Raw genomic sequence first — 15757 nt, 5'->3', positions numbered from 1 at the left:
CCCTCTATCTAATAGCGCTGATCGGTGAGTTCTTTATTCAACGATCCGGTAATCGTCAGGTAGTTCAAACGCTCATGCAGTGCCGCGATGAGCTGCTTGATCTCCGCCGTTGACATGGCGGCCAGCCAGGAAAAATGGCTCTTATAGGCATCCACCAGCACCACGGCATCCGCCCAGTAGCACCGTGCGGCCGGGGTACTCAAATCCACCGGTTCGCCGCACAGCAACTGTTCGGCGATGGATAAAATGCCCTCGTTCTGCTTTTCCCGATCCCAGGCGCGGGAATGGAACTGCCACAGGCAATTTTTCATGATGTAATCCACCAGCTGTTCAATCTGGTTGTCGAGCGGACTTGCCATGGTGTCCTCCTTATTCCTCGGTATTCACAGTCTGTCTGGCGAAAGCGGGATAAACACGTTCACGTAATTTCGTCACGCTGTCGAACCCGCCGGTATATTGACGCAAAGTGGTGGATGAACTGACCTCTTCGCTCACCATGGAGCTGGAAAGCATCTTCTGGGTCACAAAGCCATTGTCGGTGGGGATCTCGTCTTTGCTGATATCCAGCAGGGCGAGCTGATGGATCGGCGAATAAATGGCGTTGTAGATATCCCGGGCAAACCGCACCCAGCCTTCATAACCTTTATAAGGCCCGTTGTGGTACGCATGGGCGTTGAGGTAAGGCACCCGGATTTTCTTGGCCACTTCACCAGGCCGCTTGCCGGTAAAAATCACATCCGGCTTGAGCTGGTACATGGCTTCCAGGGTTTCCAGTTCGTTGGGATCGTCAATGGCCATCGCGCCGGATTCACAGCGGGCGATACCCTTTTCCATATCCCCTTGGTGGCCGAATTTGGTATACACCGACACCACTTCCACGCCCATCTCTTCATGGATAACGTGCGCCCAGTGCCACAGCTTGGAGCCGCCGGGCCATAAGCAGACTTTTTTGCCTTTCAAGCGGGCCAGATACCAGTCAAGTTCCGGTTTCCAGCGTGCGGTTTCTTCATCGATAATGGCCTGGGCGCGATCTTCGATGCCGAAAAACAGCCCGATCTTACGCAGGGAATCCGACAGCGGTCCAAAACCGAAACCGTCGATATCCAAACGCGGGATGCCGTAACGTACCCGTAATTCGTTGCAGATATATTCCGCCGAGCGGGCGCACTCCAGCACATTCAGATGCGCGCCCTGCATGGAGCGCAAATCGTCATAGGAACCGTTGCCGGTAAAGGTGGACAGCACCTGGATACCCATGCGCTTGAAATAGTCCACCATCACTTCCTGATCGCCCTGGATGTTGTATTCACCCACATAGTTGATCACATGATCGCTGGTAATCTTCGGTTCCACCGTGCCGACTTTTTGGTTGATCCAGGCGATATTGATTTTGTGATGCCCGCCGGACTGGCTTGGGCCGGCGAAGCCCGGCGAGTTGCAGACAAAAATATCCACATCCGGCATTTCATCCATCACTTCCTGGGCCACCGCGGCGATGTCGTCGCCGATCAGCGCCGAGGCGCAGGTTTGGTAAATGGTCATGCGCTTAATCGTGGGCTGTGCCTTGAACGCTTCCAGGATATTCTGCTTGAGCACTTTTTCGGCGCCGAACACGATATGTTTTTCTTTCATATCGGTGGCAAAGGTATATTTAAGCTGGAAATTATCGTTATCGCTGATGTAGCGTTTGGTCTGCCAGGTATCGTAAGTACAGCCCACCGGCCCGTGACTGATATGGATAACATCCTTCATCGGGGTGCCAATCACATGCTTGGCACCGCAATAGGCGCAGCCGCGTTCAGACAGTGTTCCCGGAATGGTATTCAGATAGCCCAACGGGAGCACCGACGATAAATCTTCTTCAGCTCCTTTAACGACAGCATGCAGCTTCCGCTCAGGAATACATTTGCTAACGTCAAACTCATGATGTGGCATAATTCAATCCCCGACTTCATCGGTAATACACTAAGCGGCCAGCATGACTCCGGCCCTTAACTTTTTAGGGCAAGGCCGGAATCAATCCGCCAAACCATATTTAACCACCATGGCTTCCAAGGCATCCATCGACAAGGGCTTAGGAATAACCAGGTTTTTATTTTCAATAATCTTACGACCAAGCTCACTGTATTCATGGGCCTGGTTAGATTCAGGATCATATTCAGTCACGGTCTTTTTATTGAACTCGGCTTTTTGCACGATATTGTCACGGGGCACAAAATGAATCATTTGCGTACCAATGGCCGCGGTGAACTCTTCAACGAATTCTTTTTCACCATCTACCTTACGGCTGTTACAAATAATTCCGCCGAGGCGAACGCCGCTCTGCTTGGCATATTTCACCAAACCTTTACAGATATTATTCGCGGCGTAAATTGCCATCATTTCTCCGGAAGCGACGATATAGACTTCTTGGGCTTTACCTTCGCGGATGGGCATGGCGAAACCGCCGCAAACCACATCGCCCAATACATCGAAGAAAATGAAATCAAGATCTTCGGAATAGGCTTTGTTGTTTTCCATCAGGTCGATAGCGGTGATGACGCCGCGTCCCGCGCAGCCTACGCCCGGCTCCGGGCCGCCTGACTCAACGCAGCTGATGCCGAATACGCCGGTTTTCACCACCATATCATTAGTGATTTTTTCCGCCCCTTGATCCCGCAATACATCCATCAATGTTTCCTGATGCATGCCGCCGAGAATAAGCCGGGTTGAGTCGGCTTTCGGATCACAACCATGGATAAAAATCTTTTGGTGATGGAAGTGGGCTAATGCGGCCGCGGTATTTTGCGTGGTGGTTGATTTACCGATGCCACCCTTACCATAAATTGCCAGTTTGCGAGTCACAATGAATAACTCCTCTGATGAATAAAAACTGCTGATAATATTGCTTGCCATAGACATAGAGCAAACCCCATGCCAATAACCCGCCATGGGGTTTTAAATCAGGGTTAAATTGCCGTTTAATTTTATCTGAGAGACTTTAGCGCCTGTATTAACAGGGTTTATTCCTTATTGTTATTCTTGCCAGGATGACGGCCGCTAAACGCAAAACTGTGAACTCGATAGGGGATTTTCGCTCATTAGTACATTCAGGTACTTTTTTTCAAAGAAAAGTTCTCTGATGTTTATTTAATTAAAAACCTCATTTCCGGACAAAATACATTCGGGTATATATATTCCTCACAATGTACATTTATGTACAGATGCAGCGAAGAGGGCCACTACACCCTCTCCTCTTATGGCCGCCCTCAGGCGCGGGTGGCGATAACGATACTGGAGGCCTTAACCAACGCGGTTACCGCATCCCCTTCCTTAAGCTTCAACCCGTTGACGCTTTCGTTGGTGATCACCGAGACCAGTGACATGGTGGCATCGATCTCCACCGTCACTTCGCTGTTGACCGCGCCTTTGACCACCGCCTTCACGTTACCGGCGAATTGATTGCGCGCCGAAAAACGCAGACCGGTATCGGCGGCGGTCAGGATCACCCAGGGCGCTTTGATAAAAGCGATGGCTTCTCCGCCCCGCTTGAGATCGAGGTATTGCACGCTGCTATGGGTAATGGTGGCAATCAACGCCTTGCCGTTAGGCAGGGTAATCTCAATTTCATCATTAACCGCGCCGGCTGTGATGGCGGATACGGTTCCCGTAAGCTGATTTCTGGCTGATGTAATCATTTGGTACCCCTATCAGATTAAAGAAAGTTCACGGCACTTCGCTGTGGTCGGTTCATCCTGGGACGGCAATTAAATAAACTTCGCTTCAATGCGCGCGGCTCTTCCTGGCGGCTCTTATATTCCCCACTTTAGGAAAAAACAGGCAATATAAAGGTAAGAGTCCCTTTTACAGCGGCAGGCAGCGTAAATCATATCCTCTCATATAATCCTAAAGCGTCATTAATAATTTGACAGTTTTTTTAGCTTGCATTTTGACTTAAGCAGTCGATATTGTTATGTAATTTTTTATATAACGGTAACCCAAAATGATAAAGAAAAAATATTTGCCGGCCATGATACTGTGCGCGCTGGGAGCTATATCCAGCCTGTCGGTCCAGGCGGCGCAAGATATACGAGTGACTTATGCCGGTTCAATGGGCGTGGTGATGGATAAATATCTCGGCCCGACCTTTGCCAAAAATGAGCATGCCGCTTATCAAGGCCAGGGGCAGGGCGCCTATGGCATGGCGCACCTGCTGGAATCGAAGAAAGTCGTGGCAGACGTCTTTGTTTCCATCACCCCCGGACCCATGGATATCCTCAAGCAGGCTGGCCTGGTTGATGAAGCCGTGCCGGTTGCCAGTACCAGCATGGTGATTACCTATAATCCCAAAAGCACCTTCGCCCCCGCCTTTGAAGCCATTAAAAACGCCAAACCGGGCGCCGCGCCCTGGTGGAAAGTCCTGGAATCCCCGGGGTTGAAGTTCGGCCGCACGGATCCCATCAATGACCCGCAGGGACAAAATATTATTTTCACCATGCTGCTGGCGGAAAAATATTATCAACAGCCCGGCTTAACCCACAAGGTATTGGGCGATGTGCAAAATCCGCAACAGGTGTTCGCCGAAGGCGGATTACTGACCCGAATGGAAGCCGGGCAGGTGGACGCGGCTTCAGGTTATGAAAGCGCGACCATTTCGTCAAAGCTGCCCTACATCACCTTGCCCGATGAAATCAATCTCAGCAACCCCGCCATGACCAAGGACTGGTATAGCAAAGTAAGCTTCAAGGTGACTGATTCCAAGGGGCAGGAAAAAACCCTGCAAACCCAGCCGCTGGTGTTTTATGCCGCGGTGTTGAAAAACGCCCCCGATGCCGCTCTGGGCCGTAAATTTATCGCTTTTCTGCAAAGCCCGGCCGGCCAGGCGGAGCTTAAGAAAAACGGTTACGGCCAGCCTAAGGGCGGGGTGCTTTATCAATAAGCGCGCAACGGCCTAAGCGGGTGTCCCGCTGGCTGGCGGCGCCGGCATTGCTGTTGCTGGCGCTGCCCTTTATCACGCTCATCGGCGTCACGCCCTGGCACGGGTTCCATCTCGCCTATGGCGATTGGAATTCCGTCGCCACGTCGCTGGGATTAAGCTGCATTTCCATTCCCTGTATTGTCCTGTTGGGCACGCCGCTGGCGCTTTGGCTGGCACGCACCACATCATTTATGCGTCACTGGGTGGAAATCATGGTGTTGATACCTCTGCTGACGCCGCCCCTGGCATTGGGAATATTGCTGATATCGGTTTACGGCCCCTACGGTGCGGTGGGGGGGATTATCGCCCGTCTGGGCCTCTCGCTGACCAACAATGCCGGCGCTTTTGTGCTGGCGCAGATCTACGGCGCGCTGCCCTATTATGTCATGTCGGCCCGAGTGGCTTTTGAAGGCGTGCCGCCGACGGTGGAAGAAGCGGCGAAAGTCCTCGGCGCGCCGCCGTGGCAGATCCTGATACGCTTAACGTTGCCCCTGGCCCGCCAGGGATTGGCCACCGGCCTGGCCATCGCCTGGGTCAGGGTGGTGGGTGAATTCGGTATTGTGCTGGTGTTCTCTTATTTCCCGCAGGGCATTCCGGTAAAGCTCTATATCAATTTGCAAAACGACGGTATCGATGCGGTATATTCATTACTGTGGCTGCTGCTGGTCGTGACGCTGCCGTTCCCGCTCTGGTGCCTGGCCAGTTCCCGCCGCAGGCTCAAACAGCTACATTAAAACCTTATCATTTATAATACCATCGATGATGTCTATATCATTAGCGAAACATTAACACTTGAATTTTGTATTTCATTTAAAAAAAATAAAAAATAATACTCCCATAACTATAAATTTATATTAAACGGAAACATTCTGTTATTAAAATAAAAAAAATTTGATTTTTATCCCCTCATCCGATAAAAGTAATCAATCAGGGGAATCGTTAACTGAAATATCGTTAAATCGTGGTTAGGGCGTTAATATATGTATGAACTATTAAATAAGATGAGTGATAACATCAAATCAGGCAGCAGAAAAGATTTGTTCAAATTATTGAATGAAAGCTCCCAGTATGATGTGACTATTTCAAAATCTCGAAACCGGGTTTTTATTGACAAAAACGGCAAGGAAATCATTGATTTTGCTTCAGGCAACTATCTCGGCTTCGATAAAAGGCAAGAAGAACTGCTGCCATCGGCCATACAGGCGGTAAAAGACTACGGCCTGCACACCGGCAGAGCAAGACTGACGGGGCATTACGGACTATGCCTGGAGCTTGAAGCGCGTTTAGCCCGCTTTATCCGGGCCGAAGATGCATTGATAGTCACCAACACTTTTCTCGGCAGCATAGGCATTATTCCGGCGCTTCTGGAGGAAAATGATCTGGTGGTCATGGACAAAGCCGCCCATGCCATCATGTTCCACGGTGCGCAGCTGGCAAGGGATAAAGGCGCAATATTAAAAAGCTATCCCCACGACGACCTGGACCAACTCGAAACGCTGTTGAAATCCCATCAACATGCCCGGCATAAGTTGATTTGCCTGGATGGCGTCTACAGCATCACCGGTAATTATGTTCGCTTGGCGGAAATACAGGCAATTGCCCATAAATATAATGCAATATTATTCGTTGATGACGCCCATGGCTTCGGTATGCTGGGCAATACCGATAAAAGCCAGAATCCTTATGGCGATGGTTCGGGTATCGTTAATTACCTCGATCTTTCCTATGATAATATACTTTACATCGCCGGCACCGCCAAAAATATGGGTTGCGCCATGGCGTTTGCCGGCGTATCGAAAAAATTGAAAAACACCCTGCTCGCGTTCTCAAAGCCATTGGACTATTCTCAGCAACCCATTCCCTTTGCCTTCGGTTTGCTTAATGCTGGTCTGGATTTGCTGGCGCAGGAAGGCGACGTTCTGAAAATAAAAATACACGGCATGGTGCAAGAATTATTGGCCGGATTGGCCCAGCTTGGGTTTGAGACTTTTTGCCAAAATGGTTTCCCCATTGTATCGGTCAAAATACCCAACACCGAAATGCTGACTACCTTTTCAAAAATACTTTATTCGGACTATGGTCTCTTTGTGACTTCATGCCCTTACCCCACCATGCCGAAAGGCAGTGAATGTATCCGTATGACCATCACCGCCATGAATGAGCCTTGGCAATTGAAAAAAATTATTCAGGCATTTTCGGATTACAAAGAAGAAATACTTCTCTAATATACACATCAGGCTTAAAATACATAATGGCAATAATATATACTGATGAAATTATCACGGCCACAGAATACAATGAATTAAGAAATAGCGTTGGCTGGTCTGTGCCAACTAACCAATGCGCTGAACAAGCTCTTGCCCATTCGTTATATATCTGCTCCGCCTATCAGGGGCAACAAATTGTAGGTAGCGGGCGTGTGGTGGGGGATGGTTCCCTGATCTTTTGCATAATGGATCTCATGGTCCATCCTGATTTCCAGCATCGTTACGGTATAGGTGTACGTATTCTGCACAATATATTCCATTATCTAAAAGTACATGCCTGCCCTGAGGCTGATATATTGGGTATGGCCGCATTAGGGCGCGAGCGCTTTTATGAAAAAATGGGCTTTGTCATAAGGCCCACAGATTCATTGGGGGCCGGTATGGTTATGCCCTACGCCGAATTACTGAAATATTGATTAGATGATAAAATGAAATTTATTCATAATACCTATAAAAAAATGCTGGATGAAGACAGTTTGAACATAGCAAGGGATTTTTTGGATACCGAAAAAGAATTTCTAAGTTACAAGCTCAATCTCTTCAAGCACTACAAACAGGCGGTGGTAGTCGGCTGCGGCGATTACAACTACTATGAATTAATAAAGGCCACAAACCTAAGTTACTTAGGCATAGACCCTTTAGCCACCAGAGGTGAATGTCCCCAACTGATCAAAACCACCTTTGAGGAGTACCTCACCCAAAGGGACGGCGATGACAATAAAATATTTATATTTTGGTTTAATGTCATAAGCCATTTAAATATGGATTTAATAGAGAAATCCCAAGGAATACGAAAAGGCGATCTGATAATTAATTCAACATGGCGTACAAAAAATACATCGAGGAATTTGCTCGAACAATATTACTCAAGTATTTTACCACATCATCAAAAAAATATTTTTAACGCCGATGTTATATTATCAAGGAAAAGGTCGATCAAAGGAATGTTACAATCAGATAGCGGCTTTATCACTCAAACAAAAAATAATAATTTATTCGAAGTGGCAATAATTTAGCTTATATTCAGACAGTATTTAGCCTCGGCTGTATGCCGCGTTAGCGGTAAATTATCAAAACTGACCCTAAATAATATAAGCTGCAGGAAGACGGCGAGGTTCATGAATGAACATAGCAACGAAGCCACCGCGCACGGAGCTTTATGTATGACGGGTATAGCAAAAGGAATCAGTATGACGACTCTGTTACATGATGGATTTCACCGATCCGTTGATCAATACGCTAACGCAACGGCCATTGTTGATGAATATCAAAACCGGACGACCTATCGACAGCTAAATAGGAAAGCCAATTTAATTAGTTTAATAATAAATGAAATTAGTAATTCTTGTGTTAAAAATAATAATTTTGTCGGCATACTATCCCATGTAAATGTTAATGGGATCGCCAGTATTCTCGGTATTCTCAAAGCTAAAAAAACCTATGTGCCGATAGATCCCTATTACCCTGCACAATTACTCATCAGCGTCATAGCGAATTTGAGCCTTGATATCCTGCTCATCGACCGTCCCTTGTTTGATCAATTTCAACAACAATTCCTCCATTGCAATTTAAAATATGCGATAGTTATCGAAACCGACGCCTTCCCCTGCCTCTTTACCTTCAAAGATGGAGTAATGGTTGATTTGCCGGTGGAAGCAATGACAGCTTATGCCTGTTTTAAATCTATCGGGCTTACGCAGACGATGAAGCCAGGAGAGCTGATGGAATCGCTTGATACAACAGACACCTTAAGTCAAGTTTCGGATGATCTGGCGTATATCCTTCATACATCAGGGTCAACCGGCACACCAAAAGGCATTATGTTAAGCCATAGGAATGCGATGACCTTTGTGGATTGGATGCAAAAAGAATTCAGGCTCACCCATAACGACCGGATTATCTCACGGGCGCCGCTTAAATTCGATTTATCGGTATTTGATATTTTCAATACCTTGAGTGTGGGTGCGACATTGATTTGTTACGATTGGAATAAACGGCGTGACATTAGCATTAAACACCGGGATTATGTCGCCCTTCTGGAAAATGAAAAAGCCACCATGCTTTATACCACGCCGTCAACCCTATTGACATTAATGGAAAAAGGGCAGTTTTTAAAAAACAAAAACCATCTACATACCATCATGTATGCCGGCGAGCCCTTCCCGGTGGCTAAGCTTGAAAAGCTGAAAGGACTTGCGCCTTATATTGCCATCGCCAATATCTATGGTCCGACTGAAACCAACATTATCACCTATCACTGGGTACAGGATGAAGATCTGCTGCGTGATAGCATTCCGTTGGGAAACGTCGTTGATGATACAGAGATTATCGTGGTCAATGATGACGCAAACAAAATTTGTGATGTTAACGAAATCGGCGAATTATGGTGCAGGGGAGGAACCGTAACCCATGGTTATATCAATCAGCCCGAGTTAACGGCGCGGCATCATATTCTCAGCCCGTTCCATCCCTATCCTGTTAGATATTGGAGGACAGGCGATTATGGTTATCTGGATGATGATGGCAAACTGCATTATAAAGGCAGAAGAGACCATATGTATAAAATCAATGGCTACCGAATTGAAATTGGCGGTATAGAGGCTGCGGTTGCCAGCTTGGAGGAAATTCATGAATTATGCATTACAATTTCCAAATCAAGCGATAAAAGCAATATAATATGCCATTATTCTTTAGTGGAAAATGCCCGTTTAGAAGAGAGTAGTGCCCTGATTCGTCTGCGAGACCTGATTCCTTCCTATATGCTGCCGAATCTCTTCCTCGAATACAAAGAATTGCCTAAAACCTCATCCGGCAAAGTTGATCGGACGTTGCTGAATCAATTTAGTACATAGACATCCTATAAATACGCCATTGCGGGGCTAAACGGGAAAATTGAATCTTGCCTTGCCAAAGCGCCGGCTGCGTTCAAAATCTGTCCTGGCGCAAGGCCGCATCATGCGGCCTTGCCTGCCGCTTTACCGCCCAACGGAAAGAAATCTTCCCGGCGCCAATTTCCTATGGTGAGACATGCCGATCCCCCGTGCTGACGGAAACCTGCCCGGATTTTTATTTATTGAAATTTTATACTAATAATTTAATCGTCTATATTCTATAAATCCATAACACGAAGATTCTTTACTGTCATATAATTAGCTAAGTCTCATTAACCCATTAACCTATTTTCAGCATCAGGCGAAGAGCGCGTTCATTATTTTGAAAAGGAAATAAGATGAATATAAAGCTTTTAGCCATGGGTTGCGCCCTGGGAATCTGGCTTGTCATTCCGGTCCGGGCGGTCACCACCAACGGTACGATAAACGCAACCCTGACCCTCACCAACGGGTGTTTGATAAACGGTAATCCCGCCTCCAGCAATGCCAATTTCGGCACGCTGGATTTCGGCGTTTCTCCCGCGACATTTGATACCCTGAATGCCACCCTGACCGGCGCCACCGGCAACGGTATTCGTATCCGCTGCAGTAACGGCGCCACCTATACGGTACAAATTACCGGCAGCAATTCCGCCCCCGGCACGGTTTACGGCGCCCAAAGCACCAGCCCGCGCTATATGGTATTGAACAACGACACCACCCAGGGCATTGCCTATACCCTGTATAACGACGCGGCGTACAACAATCCCATCACCAACAATGCCAACCTCATCCCCTCCGGCACGTCCGATCCCATTAACGGCACCATATTCCCGGTGTATGGAAGAATTACCCAGGGCGGCAATAATACCGCCATCCCGGCAGGCACCTATACCGATGTCATTAACGTACAAGTAGTTTATTAATCGCGGTCAGCACACCAGATGCCGGTCATGGAAAAGCGGTTTCATCCCGCCTTGCTTCTTCCCCTGTGCGCCGCCCTGCTTGCGCCGTATGCCGGGCCGGCGCGGGCATTGCCCAGCCAATCCTTCCAGGTATCGGCTTCCGTGGTGGCCGGTTGCCAGATCGAGGGCGGCGGCGGGGTATGGGGTGCCTTGGATTTCGGCACGTACTCGGCCCTCGATATCCGGCCGGTGGGTACAGCTTTCCTGCAAAACTCCGCCCTAACCATCGCCTGTACGCCGGGTACGACATTGAGCATCAGCATCGACGGCGGCCGCCATTATACCGCCACCCGCAACCTCATGCGGCTAAACGGCAATGACCGGGTAGCTTACCGGCTCTACTCCAGCGCCGGCTTTACTCCCGGCAGCGAAATCCCGGTTAATCAGTCTATGACTGTCGATTTTGCCAATGCCGCTAATATCACGTTACCGATTTACGGCCAACTGCAACTGGACGGCACCCACCAGGGGGGGACTTATACCGATATCTTGTCGGTCGTACTGTCCTGGTGATTTTTCAAAGGGAACTGCGGATGAAAATCTTGCCAGCCGGCGGATGGATGCCGGCTATTGCGTTATGCCTCTTGTGGGCGGTCCGGGCCGGGGCCGGCCATTCAGTACTTATCTGGCCGGTGGATCCGGTCATCACCGAAAATAGCCAAGGCGCCGAACTTTGGGTGCAGAACCGCGGCGACGCCACGACCCTGCTGCAGGTAAGGGTCTACGCCTGGCGCCAGACGGCGGGCCGGGAACAGTATGCCACCCAGCAAGATATCCAGCCCCTGCCCACCATGATCCGGCTCGAATCAGGGCAAAAACGGCTGATACGGCTGATAAAGCGCCTGCCGCCCCCCGCGAACCGGGAACGGGCCTACCGGGTGCTGCTGGATGAGATTCCGACCCCTTACGGCCATCCGGATGAAAAATCCCATGCGCTTAATTTCCAGATGCGTTACTCCATTCCCCTGTTTGCCTATGGCCGGCAAAGTTCTCCTGATAGCGGGATGCCGATACTGAGCTGGCGGATGGTCATGGAGTCAGGCAATCCCTACCTGGAAATTACCAACGGCGGCCCCGTACATGCCCGGCTTAGCAAAACACGCCTGGGTAATGACACCCTTACCGACGGGCTGCTGGGCTATGTGCTGGCTGGCTCCAGCCTTCGCTGGCCGCTGAAAAACAAGGTCTCCCCGCAGGCGTGGCTGGAAACCAGCCTGGATAACCGCAATACCGTCTGGCGCAGTATGGCCGACGTCCATTGATTTTATGGACCGGCCCCCTCGCCCTGCTCTGCGCCGTTTCTCTTTGGCCCTTACCGGCTATTGCGGCTTGCTCGCGCCCCTGGCCGGCGGCGCGGAAACCTTCGATACCCTCCCGCCGCCGCCGGCGTTGGCTCCGGGGCAGACGCGCCAGCGCCATATGCTGGAACTGGTGGTCAACGATTTCGACAGCGGAAGGATTGTGCCGGTGGCGTTCGACAACGGACATTATCTGCTGCGTTCGGCGGATTTGGCCCAGGCCGGGCTGCCCACCGATCAGCTGGCGGCGGTGGAAACCGACGTCACCGCCATGGCGCAGGTGAACGTCATTTATGACCGGCAACGGCGGCTATTGAAATTAACCGTGCCGCCGGAATGGCTGCCGCAGCAAACCTTTACCGGCGCGCCGGGAAGCCCGCGACATGAAGGGCTGACCAGCACCGGCGCCCTGCTCAATTATGATATCTACGGCAGCCGCATCAATCGCGGCGCTACGCGCGTTGCCGTCTGGAATGAATGGCGCGCTTTCGGCCGGTTTGGGCATTTTTCCACCGATGGCGTAATTGAACAGCCGTTATCCGGTACGGGCAGCGCCGCCAAGGGTTATATCCGTTATGACACCTACTGGGCCGATCAGGATGAGGATAGCGCCTTAAGCTGGAAAGCCGGGGATGTCATCACCAATGCCCTGTCATGGAGCGGCAGCGTGCGTATCGGCGGGATACAAATCGCCAGGGACTTTGCGCTGCGCCCGGACCTCGTGACTTACCCTTTGCCCTCGTTTGCCGGACGGGCGGCGGTTCCCGCCACGGTTGATCTGTTCGTCGACGGCTATCGGGCCGGCAGCAACGAGGTACGGCCCGGTCCGTACGCCTTCAATAACCTGCCTTTCATTAACGGGGCGGGGGAAGCGGTGGTGGTGACCACCGACGCCTTGGGCCGCCGGGTCACCACCACGCAGCCCTTTTATATTTCCAGCAGTCTATTAAAGCCGGGCCTGCCGGACTATTCCCTTGCCGCCGGCGCGCTGCGCCGGGCTTACGGATTGCGCAACGCCGACTACGCTATCCCGGTGGCCAGCGGATCCTACCGGCAGGGTATTAACGATGGATGGACGCTGGAAAGCCATGCGGAAGGGGCGCAATCCCTGGCGTTGGCGGGCGCGGGCAGTCTGTATAAGCTGGGTCGGTGGGGAGTGGCGAACGGCGCGGTCACCCACAGCAGAACGTACGGCGACCATGGCGGCCAATATGACTGGGGTTATGACTATAACAATCGCTACTTCAGCTTGGGTATGCGGCATACGGTGCGCAGCGGCCGTTTCGGCAATCTGACGATACTGGACAGCGGGGCGCACCATATGTCCGATGCCCTTTGGACCCTCAATCGCCGCAGCGGGCAATATTATGCCAGCCTGTCGCTGGAGCCCTACGGCAGCGTCGGCGCGACCTATATCGATATCCGCACCGCGGCGGGAGAAACTATCCGCCTGTGGAATGCTTCCTGGAGCAGATCCCTGTGGCGTGAATCCAGCCTGTTTATCACCGCCACATACGACCCCGGGCAGCGTGACTGCTCCGGCGCCGTCTCGCTGGTGATCCCCTTCGGCGGGCGGGCCAGCGCCAGCGCCGGCCTGGAGCGCGATCGCCCCGGCGGCACGGCCCAGCGCGTATCGGTAACCCACGCCATGCCCAGCGACGGCGGTTTTAGCTGGGATCTGTCCTATGCCCGCCGACAGCGTGAGAGCGATTATCGTCAGGCCACTCTTAACTGGCGCAATGCTCACCTCAAAACCTCGGCGGGATTGTACGGCTATGGTGGCAGCGGCACCCTTTGGGGCGATATGAACGGCGCATTGGTATTGATGGACGGCCATTTGCTGGCGGCGGATCAATTAAGCAATGCCTTTGCCCTGGTGAAAACCGATTATCCCGATATTCCGGTGCGTTATGAAAATCAATTGGTGGGAAGCACCGACGAACAGGGTTATCTGCTGGTGCCGGGAATCAGCGCCTATTATCCGGCGAAATACGATATCGATACCCGGGCGCTGCCCCTCGACCTGTCGGTGGAAAACGTTGAGCAGCGGGTGGCGGTGCGCCGCAGAAGCGGCTATTTGCTGCATTTTCCCATTGAACCGCTGCGCGCCGCCGCGATCGTTCTCCACGACCAACAGGGCCAGCCTCTGCCGGCCGGCAGCCGAATATTGCGCGATGGTCAGTCCATAGAGTACGTGGGCTGGGACGGAACCGCCTGGGTGGATAATCTCGGCGCTGAGAATAGCCTGCGGGCCGTCACGCCGGACGGTCGCCGTTGTACCGCGTTTCTGGCCTTGCCCGGCGGCAAACCCCGGCCATTGCAAACCTACGGGCCGCTGACCTGCCCCCTTTCCCCTTTTGAGGAATCCCCGTGATGACCCGCTTAATGCTATCCGCCCTGATGATGTTATCCATCGCCCTGTGCTGGCGCGCCCAGGGCGCCTGCCAGTTGCCTCCGTCATCCGCCGGCCTGGGTACGGTGACATCCTTTACCGTTAACAGCAGCGTTTCCTCCGCCAGCGGCAATATCAATCTCAACTGCGGTTCGGGCAGTACCCTGTCGCTGCTGGGTGACAACTACATCCGTTTGCAGCTCACCGGCGCAACCCATATCAGCGGCGGCCGTGCGGTATTGAAACATGACAACGGCGGCGACCAGATCCCGATTCAGCTGTGCTCCACCGCCAACTGCTCGACGGAACTGACGGTAAACGGTCCGCCGGCCAGCTATGACTCCGGCCAGTTGGTTAACCTGATCGGGCTGATGGGGGGATTGAATTTTTCCATTCCGCTTTTTATCCGCACTCTTACCGGCCAGAACGTGGCCGCCGGCAGCTATAGCGGCACCCTGAATGTGCTTACCAGCTATGCGATTTGTACCGGCATCGGCGCCGTGGGCCAGTGCATGCCCGGCGGCCTCCAGTCGGGTTCCGCGGTGGTGCCCATGACCGTCAGTCTTGCCATTACCAACGATTGCACCACGATTACCGCCCCTAATATCAGCTTCGGCAATGCGCCGCTGCTTACCGCGTTCAGTCCCGTGTCCCAGTCCATTACGGTGATTTGTACCAAAGGCAGCACCTATACGGTGGGAGTGAATTACGGCAACAATGCGGTGAACAATGTCCGGAACATGGCCAATGGCGGTTCCTTTATCAGCTATGATATTTTTAAAGGGAGCGGGGGCGGCCGCTGGGGCGACACCGGCGGCGATCGCTGGTCCAGCAGCCTGGCCAGCGGCGTCAGCACCGACGGCACTCTGCGTTCCTATAACTATGTGGCCCAAATTTTATCAGGCCAGGCCACGCCGCCCGCCGGCACCTATAGCGATAATCTGGTGGTGGATCTCTCTTTTTAAGCCGGCATCCGCCGCGTTGCCCTGTGCCGGAAGTCTGGCGGCG

Annotated in this window: 15 protein-coding genes; 11 read left to right on the top strand and 4 right to left on the bottom strand. The window is 51.7% G+C overall.

What is annotated here, in order from left to right; all coding sequences use genetic code 11:
- Nucleotides 1–8: 8 nt before the first annotated feature.
- From anfG to ACL2XJ_RS08530, 4 genes are all read right to left on the bottom strand, one after another.
- The gene (gene anfG / locus ACL2XJ_RS08545) at nt 9–359 is read right to left on the bottom strand and encodes a Fe-only nitrogenase subunit delta (protein WP_413726229.1); all 351 of its coding nucleotides are present in this window, start codon (nt 357–359) and stop codon (nt 9–11) included.
- 10 nt (nt 360–369) lie between these two features.
- Entirely contained in the window at nt 370–1935 is a 1566-nt protein-coding gene (anfD, locus tag ACL2XJ_RS08540) for a nitrogenase iron-iron protein, alpha chain (RefSeq protein ID WP_132923994.1), read from the bottom strand.
- An 81-nt stretch (nt 1936–2016) separates the two neighbouring features.
- The gene (nifH, locus tag ACL2XJ_RS08535; RefSeq protein WP_132927923.1) at nt 2017–2844 is read right to left on the bottom strand and encodes a nitrogenase iron protein; all 828 of its coding nucleotides are present in this window, start codon (nt 2842–2844) and stop codon (nt 2017–2019) included.
- A 404-nt stretch (nt 2845–3248) separates the two neighbouring features.
- On the bottom strand, nt 3249–3677 hold the full coding sequence (locus ACL2XJ_RS08530; RefSeq protein WP_132923995.1) for a TOBE domain-containing protein: 429 nt from the start codon (nt 3675–3677) through the stop codon (nt 3249–3251).
- Between the two features lie 305 nt (nt 3678–3982).
- Here ACL2XJ_RS08530 and ACL2XJ_RS08525 point away from each other — a divergent pair, with 305 nt between their 5' ends.
- From ACL2XJ_RS08525 to ACL2XJ_RS08475, 11 genes are all read left to right on the top strand, one after another.
- A complete protein-coding gene (locus ACL2XJ_RS08525; protein ID WP_413726228.1) occupies nt 3983–4918 on the top strand; it encodes an extracellular solute-binding protein in 936 nt (311 codons plus the stop codon).
- Between the two features lie 20 nt (nt 4919–4938).
- A complete protein-coding gene (locus tag ACL2XJ_RS08520; protein WP_203524519.1) occupies nt 4939–5691 on the top strand; it encodes an ABC transporter permease subunit in 753 nt (250 codons plus the stop codon).
- A gap of 267 nt (nt 5692–5958) precedes the next feature.
- The gene (locus ACL2XJ_RS08515) at nt 5959–7182 is read left to right on the top strand and encodes an aminotransferase class I/II-fold pyridoxal phosphate-dependent enzyme (RefSeq protein WP_413726227.1); all 1224 of its coding nucleotides are present in this window, start codon (nt 5959–5961) and stop codon (nt 7180–7182) included.
- Nucleotides 7122–7640: a GNAT family N-acetyltransferase gene (locus ACL2XJ_RS08510; protein WP_413726226.1), complete on the top strand. Its 519-nt coding sequence runs from the start codon at nt 7122–7124 to the stop codon at nt 7638–7640. The genes ACL2XJ_RS08515 and ACL2XJ_RS08510 overlap by 61 nt, the downstream gene beginning before the upstream one ends.
- Before the next feature lie 12 nt (nt 7641–7652).
- Complete coding sequence (locus ACL2XJ_RS08505) at nt 7653–8240, top strand: hypothetical protein (protein WP_413726225.1); 588 nt, start codon at nt 7653–7655, stop codon at nt 8238–8240.
- Between the two features lie 102 nt (nt 8241–8342).
- Nucleotides 8343–10076, top strand: a complete 1734-nt coding sequence (locus ACL2XJ_RS08500) for an amino acid adenylation domain-containing protein (RefSeq protein WP_413726224.1) — start codon at nt 8343–8345, stop codon at nt 10074–10076.
- A 377-nt stretch (nt 10077–10453) separates the two neighbouring features.
- Nucleotides 10454–11020: a spore coat U domain-containing protein gene (locus tag ACL2XJ_RS08495; protein WP_132924002.1), complete on the top strand. Its 567-nt coding sequence runs from the start codon at nt 10454–10456 to the stop codon at nt 11018–11020.
- 27 nt (nt 11021–11047) lie between these two features.
- Nucleotides 11048–11572: a spore coat U domain-containing protein gene (locus ACL2XJ_RS08490; protein WP_413726223.1), complete on the top strand. Its 525-nt coding sequence runs from the start codon at nt 11048–11050 to the stop codon at nt 11570–11572.
- 20 nt (nt 11573–11592) lie between these two features.
- Nucleotides 11593–12321, top strand: coding sequence for a molecular chaperone (locus ACL2XJ_RS08485; RefSeq protein ID WP_413726222.1), 729 nt, complete (start codon nt 11593–11595; stop codon nt 12319–12321).
- A gap of 4 nt (nt 12322–12325) precedes the next feature.
- Nucleotides 12326–14731: a fimbria/pilus outer membrane usher protein gene (locus tag ACL2XJ_RS08480; RefSeq protein ID WP_413726221.1), complete on the top strand. Its 2406-nt coding sequence runs from the start codon at nt 12326–12328 to the stop codon at nt 14729–14731.
- Nucleotides 14731–15714: a spore coat protein U domain-containing protein gene (locus tag ACL2XJ_RS08475; RefSeq protein WP_413726220.1), complete on the top strand. Its 984-nt coding sequence runs from the start codon at nt 14731–14733 to the stop codon at nt 15712–15714. The genes ACL2XJ_RS08480 and ACL2XJ_RS08475 overlap by 1 nt, the downstream gene beginning before the upstream one ends.
- Nucleotides 15715–15757: the final 43 nt, after the last annotated feature.

Origin of the sequence: Sodalis sp. RH16 (assembly GCF_047324245.1) — a bacterium.
In the GTDB taxonomy this organism is placed as follows: Bacteria; Pseudomonadota; Gammaproteobacteria; order Enterobacterales; family Enterobacteriaceae; genus Acerihabitans; species Acerihabitans ligni.
The sequence above is the reverse complement of the archived record's forward strand: the minus strand, read 5'-3'. Positions and strand labels throughout refer to the sequence as shown.

Excerpts from the sequence above, each read along its gene's own strand:
- anfG (WP_413726229.1), bottom strand. The coding sequence starts at position 359 with ATGGCAAGTCCGCTCGACAACCAGATTGAACAGCTGGTGGATTACATC.
- anfD (WP_132923994.1), bottom strand. The coding sequence starts at position 1,935 with ATGCCACATCATGAGTTTGACGTTAGCAAATGTATTCCTGAGCGGAAG.
- ACL2XJ_RS08530 (WP_132923995.1), bottom strand. The coding sequence starts at position 3,677 with ATGATTACATCAGCCAGAAATCAGCTTACGGGAACCGTATCCGCCATC.
- ACL2XJ_RS08525 (WP_413726228.1), top strand. The coding sequence starts at position 3,983 with ATGATAAAGAAAAAATATTTGCCGGCCATGATACTGTGCGCGCTGGGA.
- ACL2XJ_RS08515 (WP_413726227.1), top strand. The coding sequence starts at position 5,959 with ATGAGTGATAACATCAAATCAGGCAGCAGAAAAGATTTGTTCAAATTA.
- ACL2XJ_RS08505 (WP_413726225.1), top strand. The coding sequence starts at position 7,653 with ATGAAATTTATTCATAATACCTATAAAAAAATGCTGGATGAAGACAGT.
- ACL2XJ_RS08500 (WP_413726224.1), top strand. The coding sequence starts at position 8,343 with ATGAATGAACATAGCAACGAAGCCACCGCGCACGGAGCTTTATGTATG.
- ACL2XJ_RS08495 (WP_132924002.1), top strand. The coding sequence starts at position 10,454 with ATGAATATAAAGCTTTTAGCCATGGGTTGCGCCCTGGGAATCTGGCTT.
- ACL2XJ_RS08490 (WP_413726223.1), top strand. The coding sequence starts at position 11,048 with ATGGAAAAGCGGTTTCATCCCGCCTTGCTTCTTCCCCTGTGCGCCGCC.
- ACL2XJ_RS08485 (WP_413726222.1), top strand. The coding sequence starts at position 11,593 with ATGAAAATCTTGCCAGCCGGCGGATGGATGCCGGCTATTGCGTTATGC.
- ACL2XJ_RS08480 (WP_413726221.1), top strand. The coding sequence starts at position 12,326 with ATGGACCGGCCCCCTCGCCCTGCTCTGCGCCGTTTCTCTTTGGCCCTT.
- ACL2XJ_RS08475 (WP_413726220.1), top strand. The coding sequence starts at position 14,731 with ATGACCCGCTTAATGCTATCCGCCCTGATGATGTTATCCATCGCCCTG.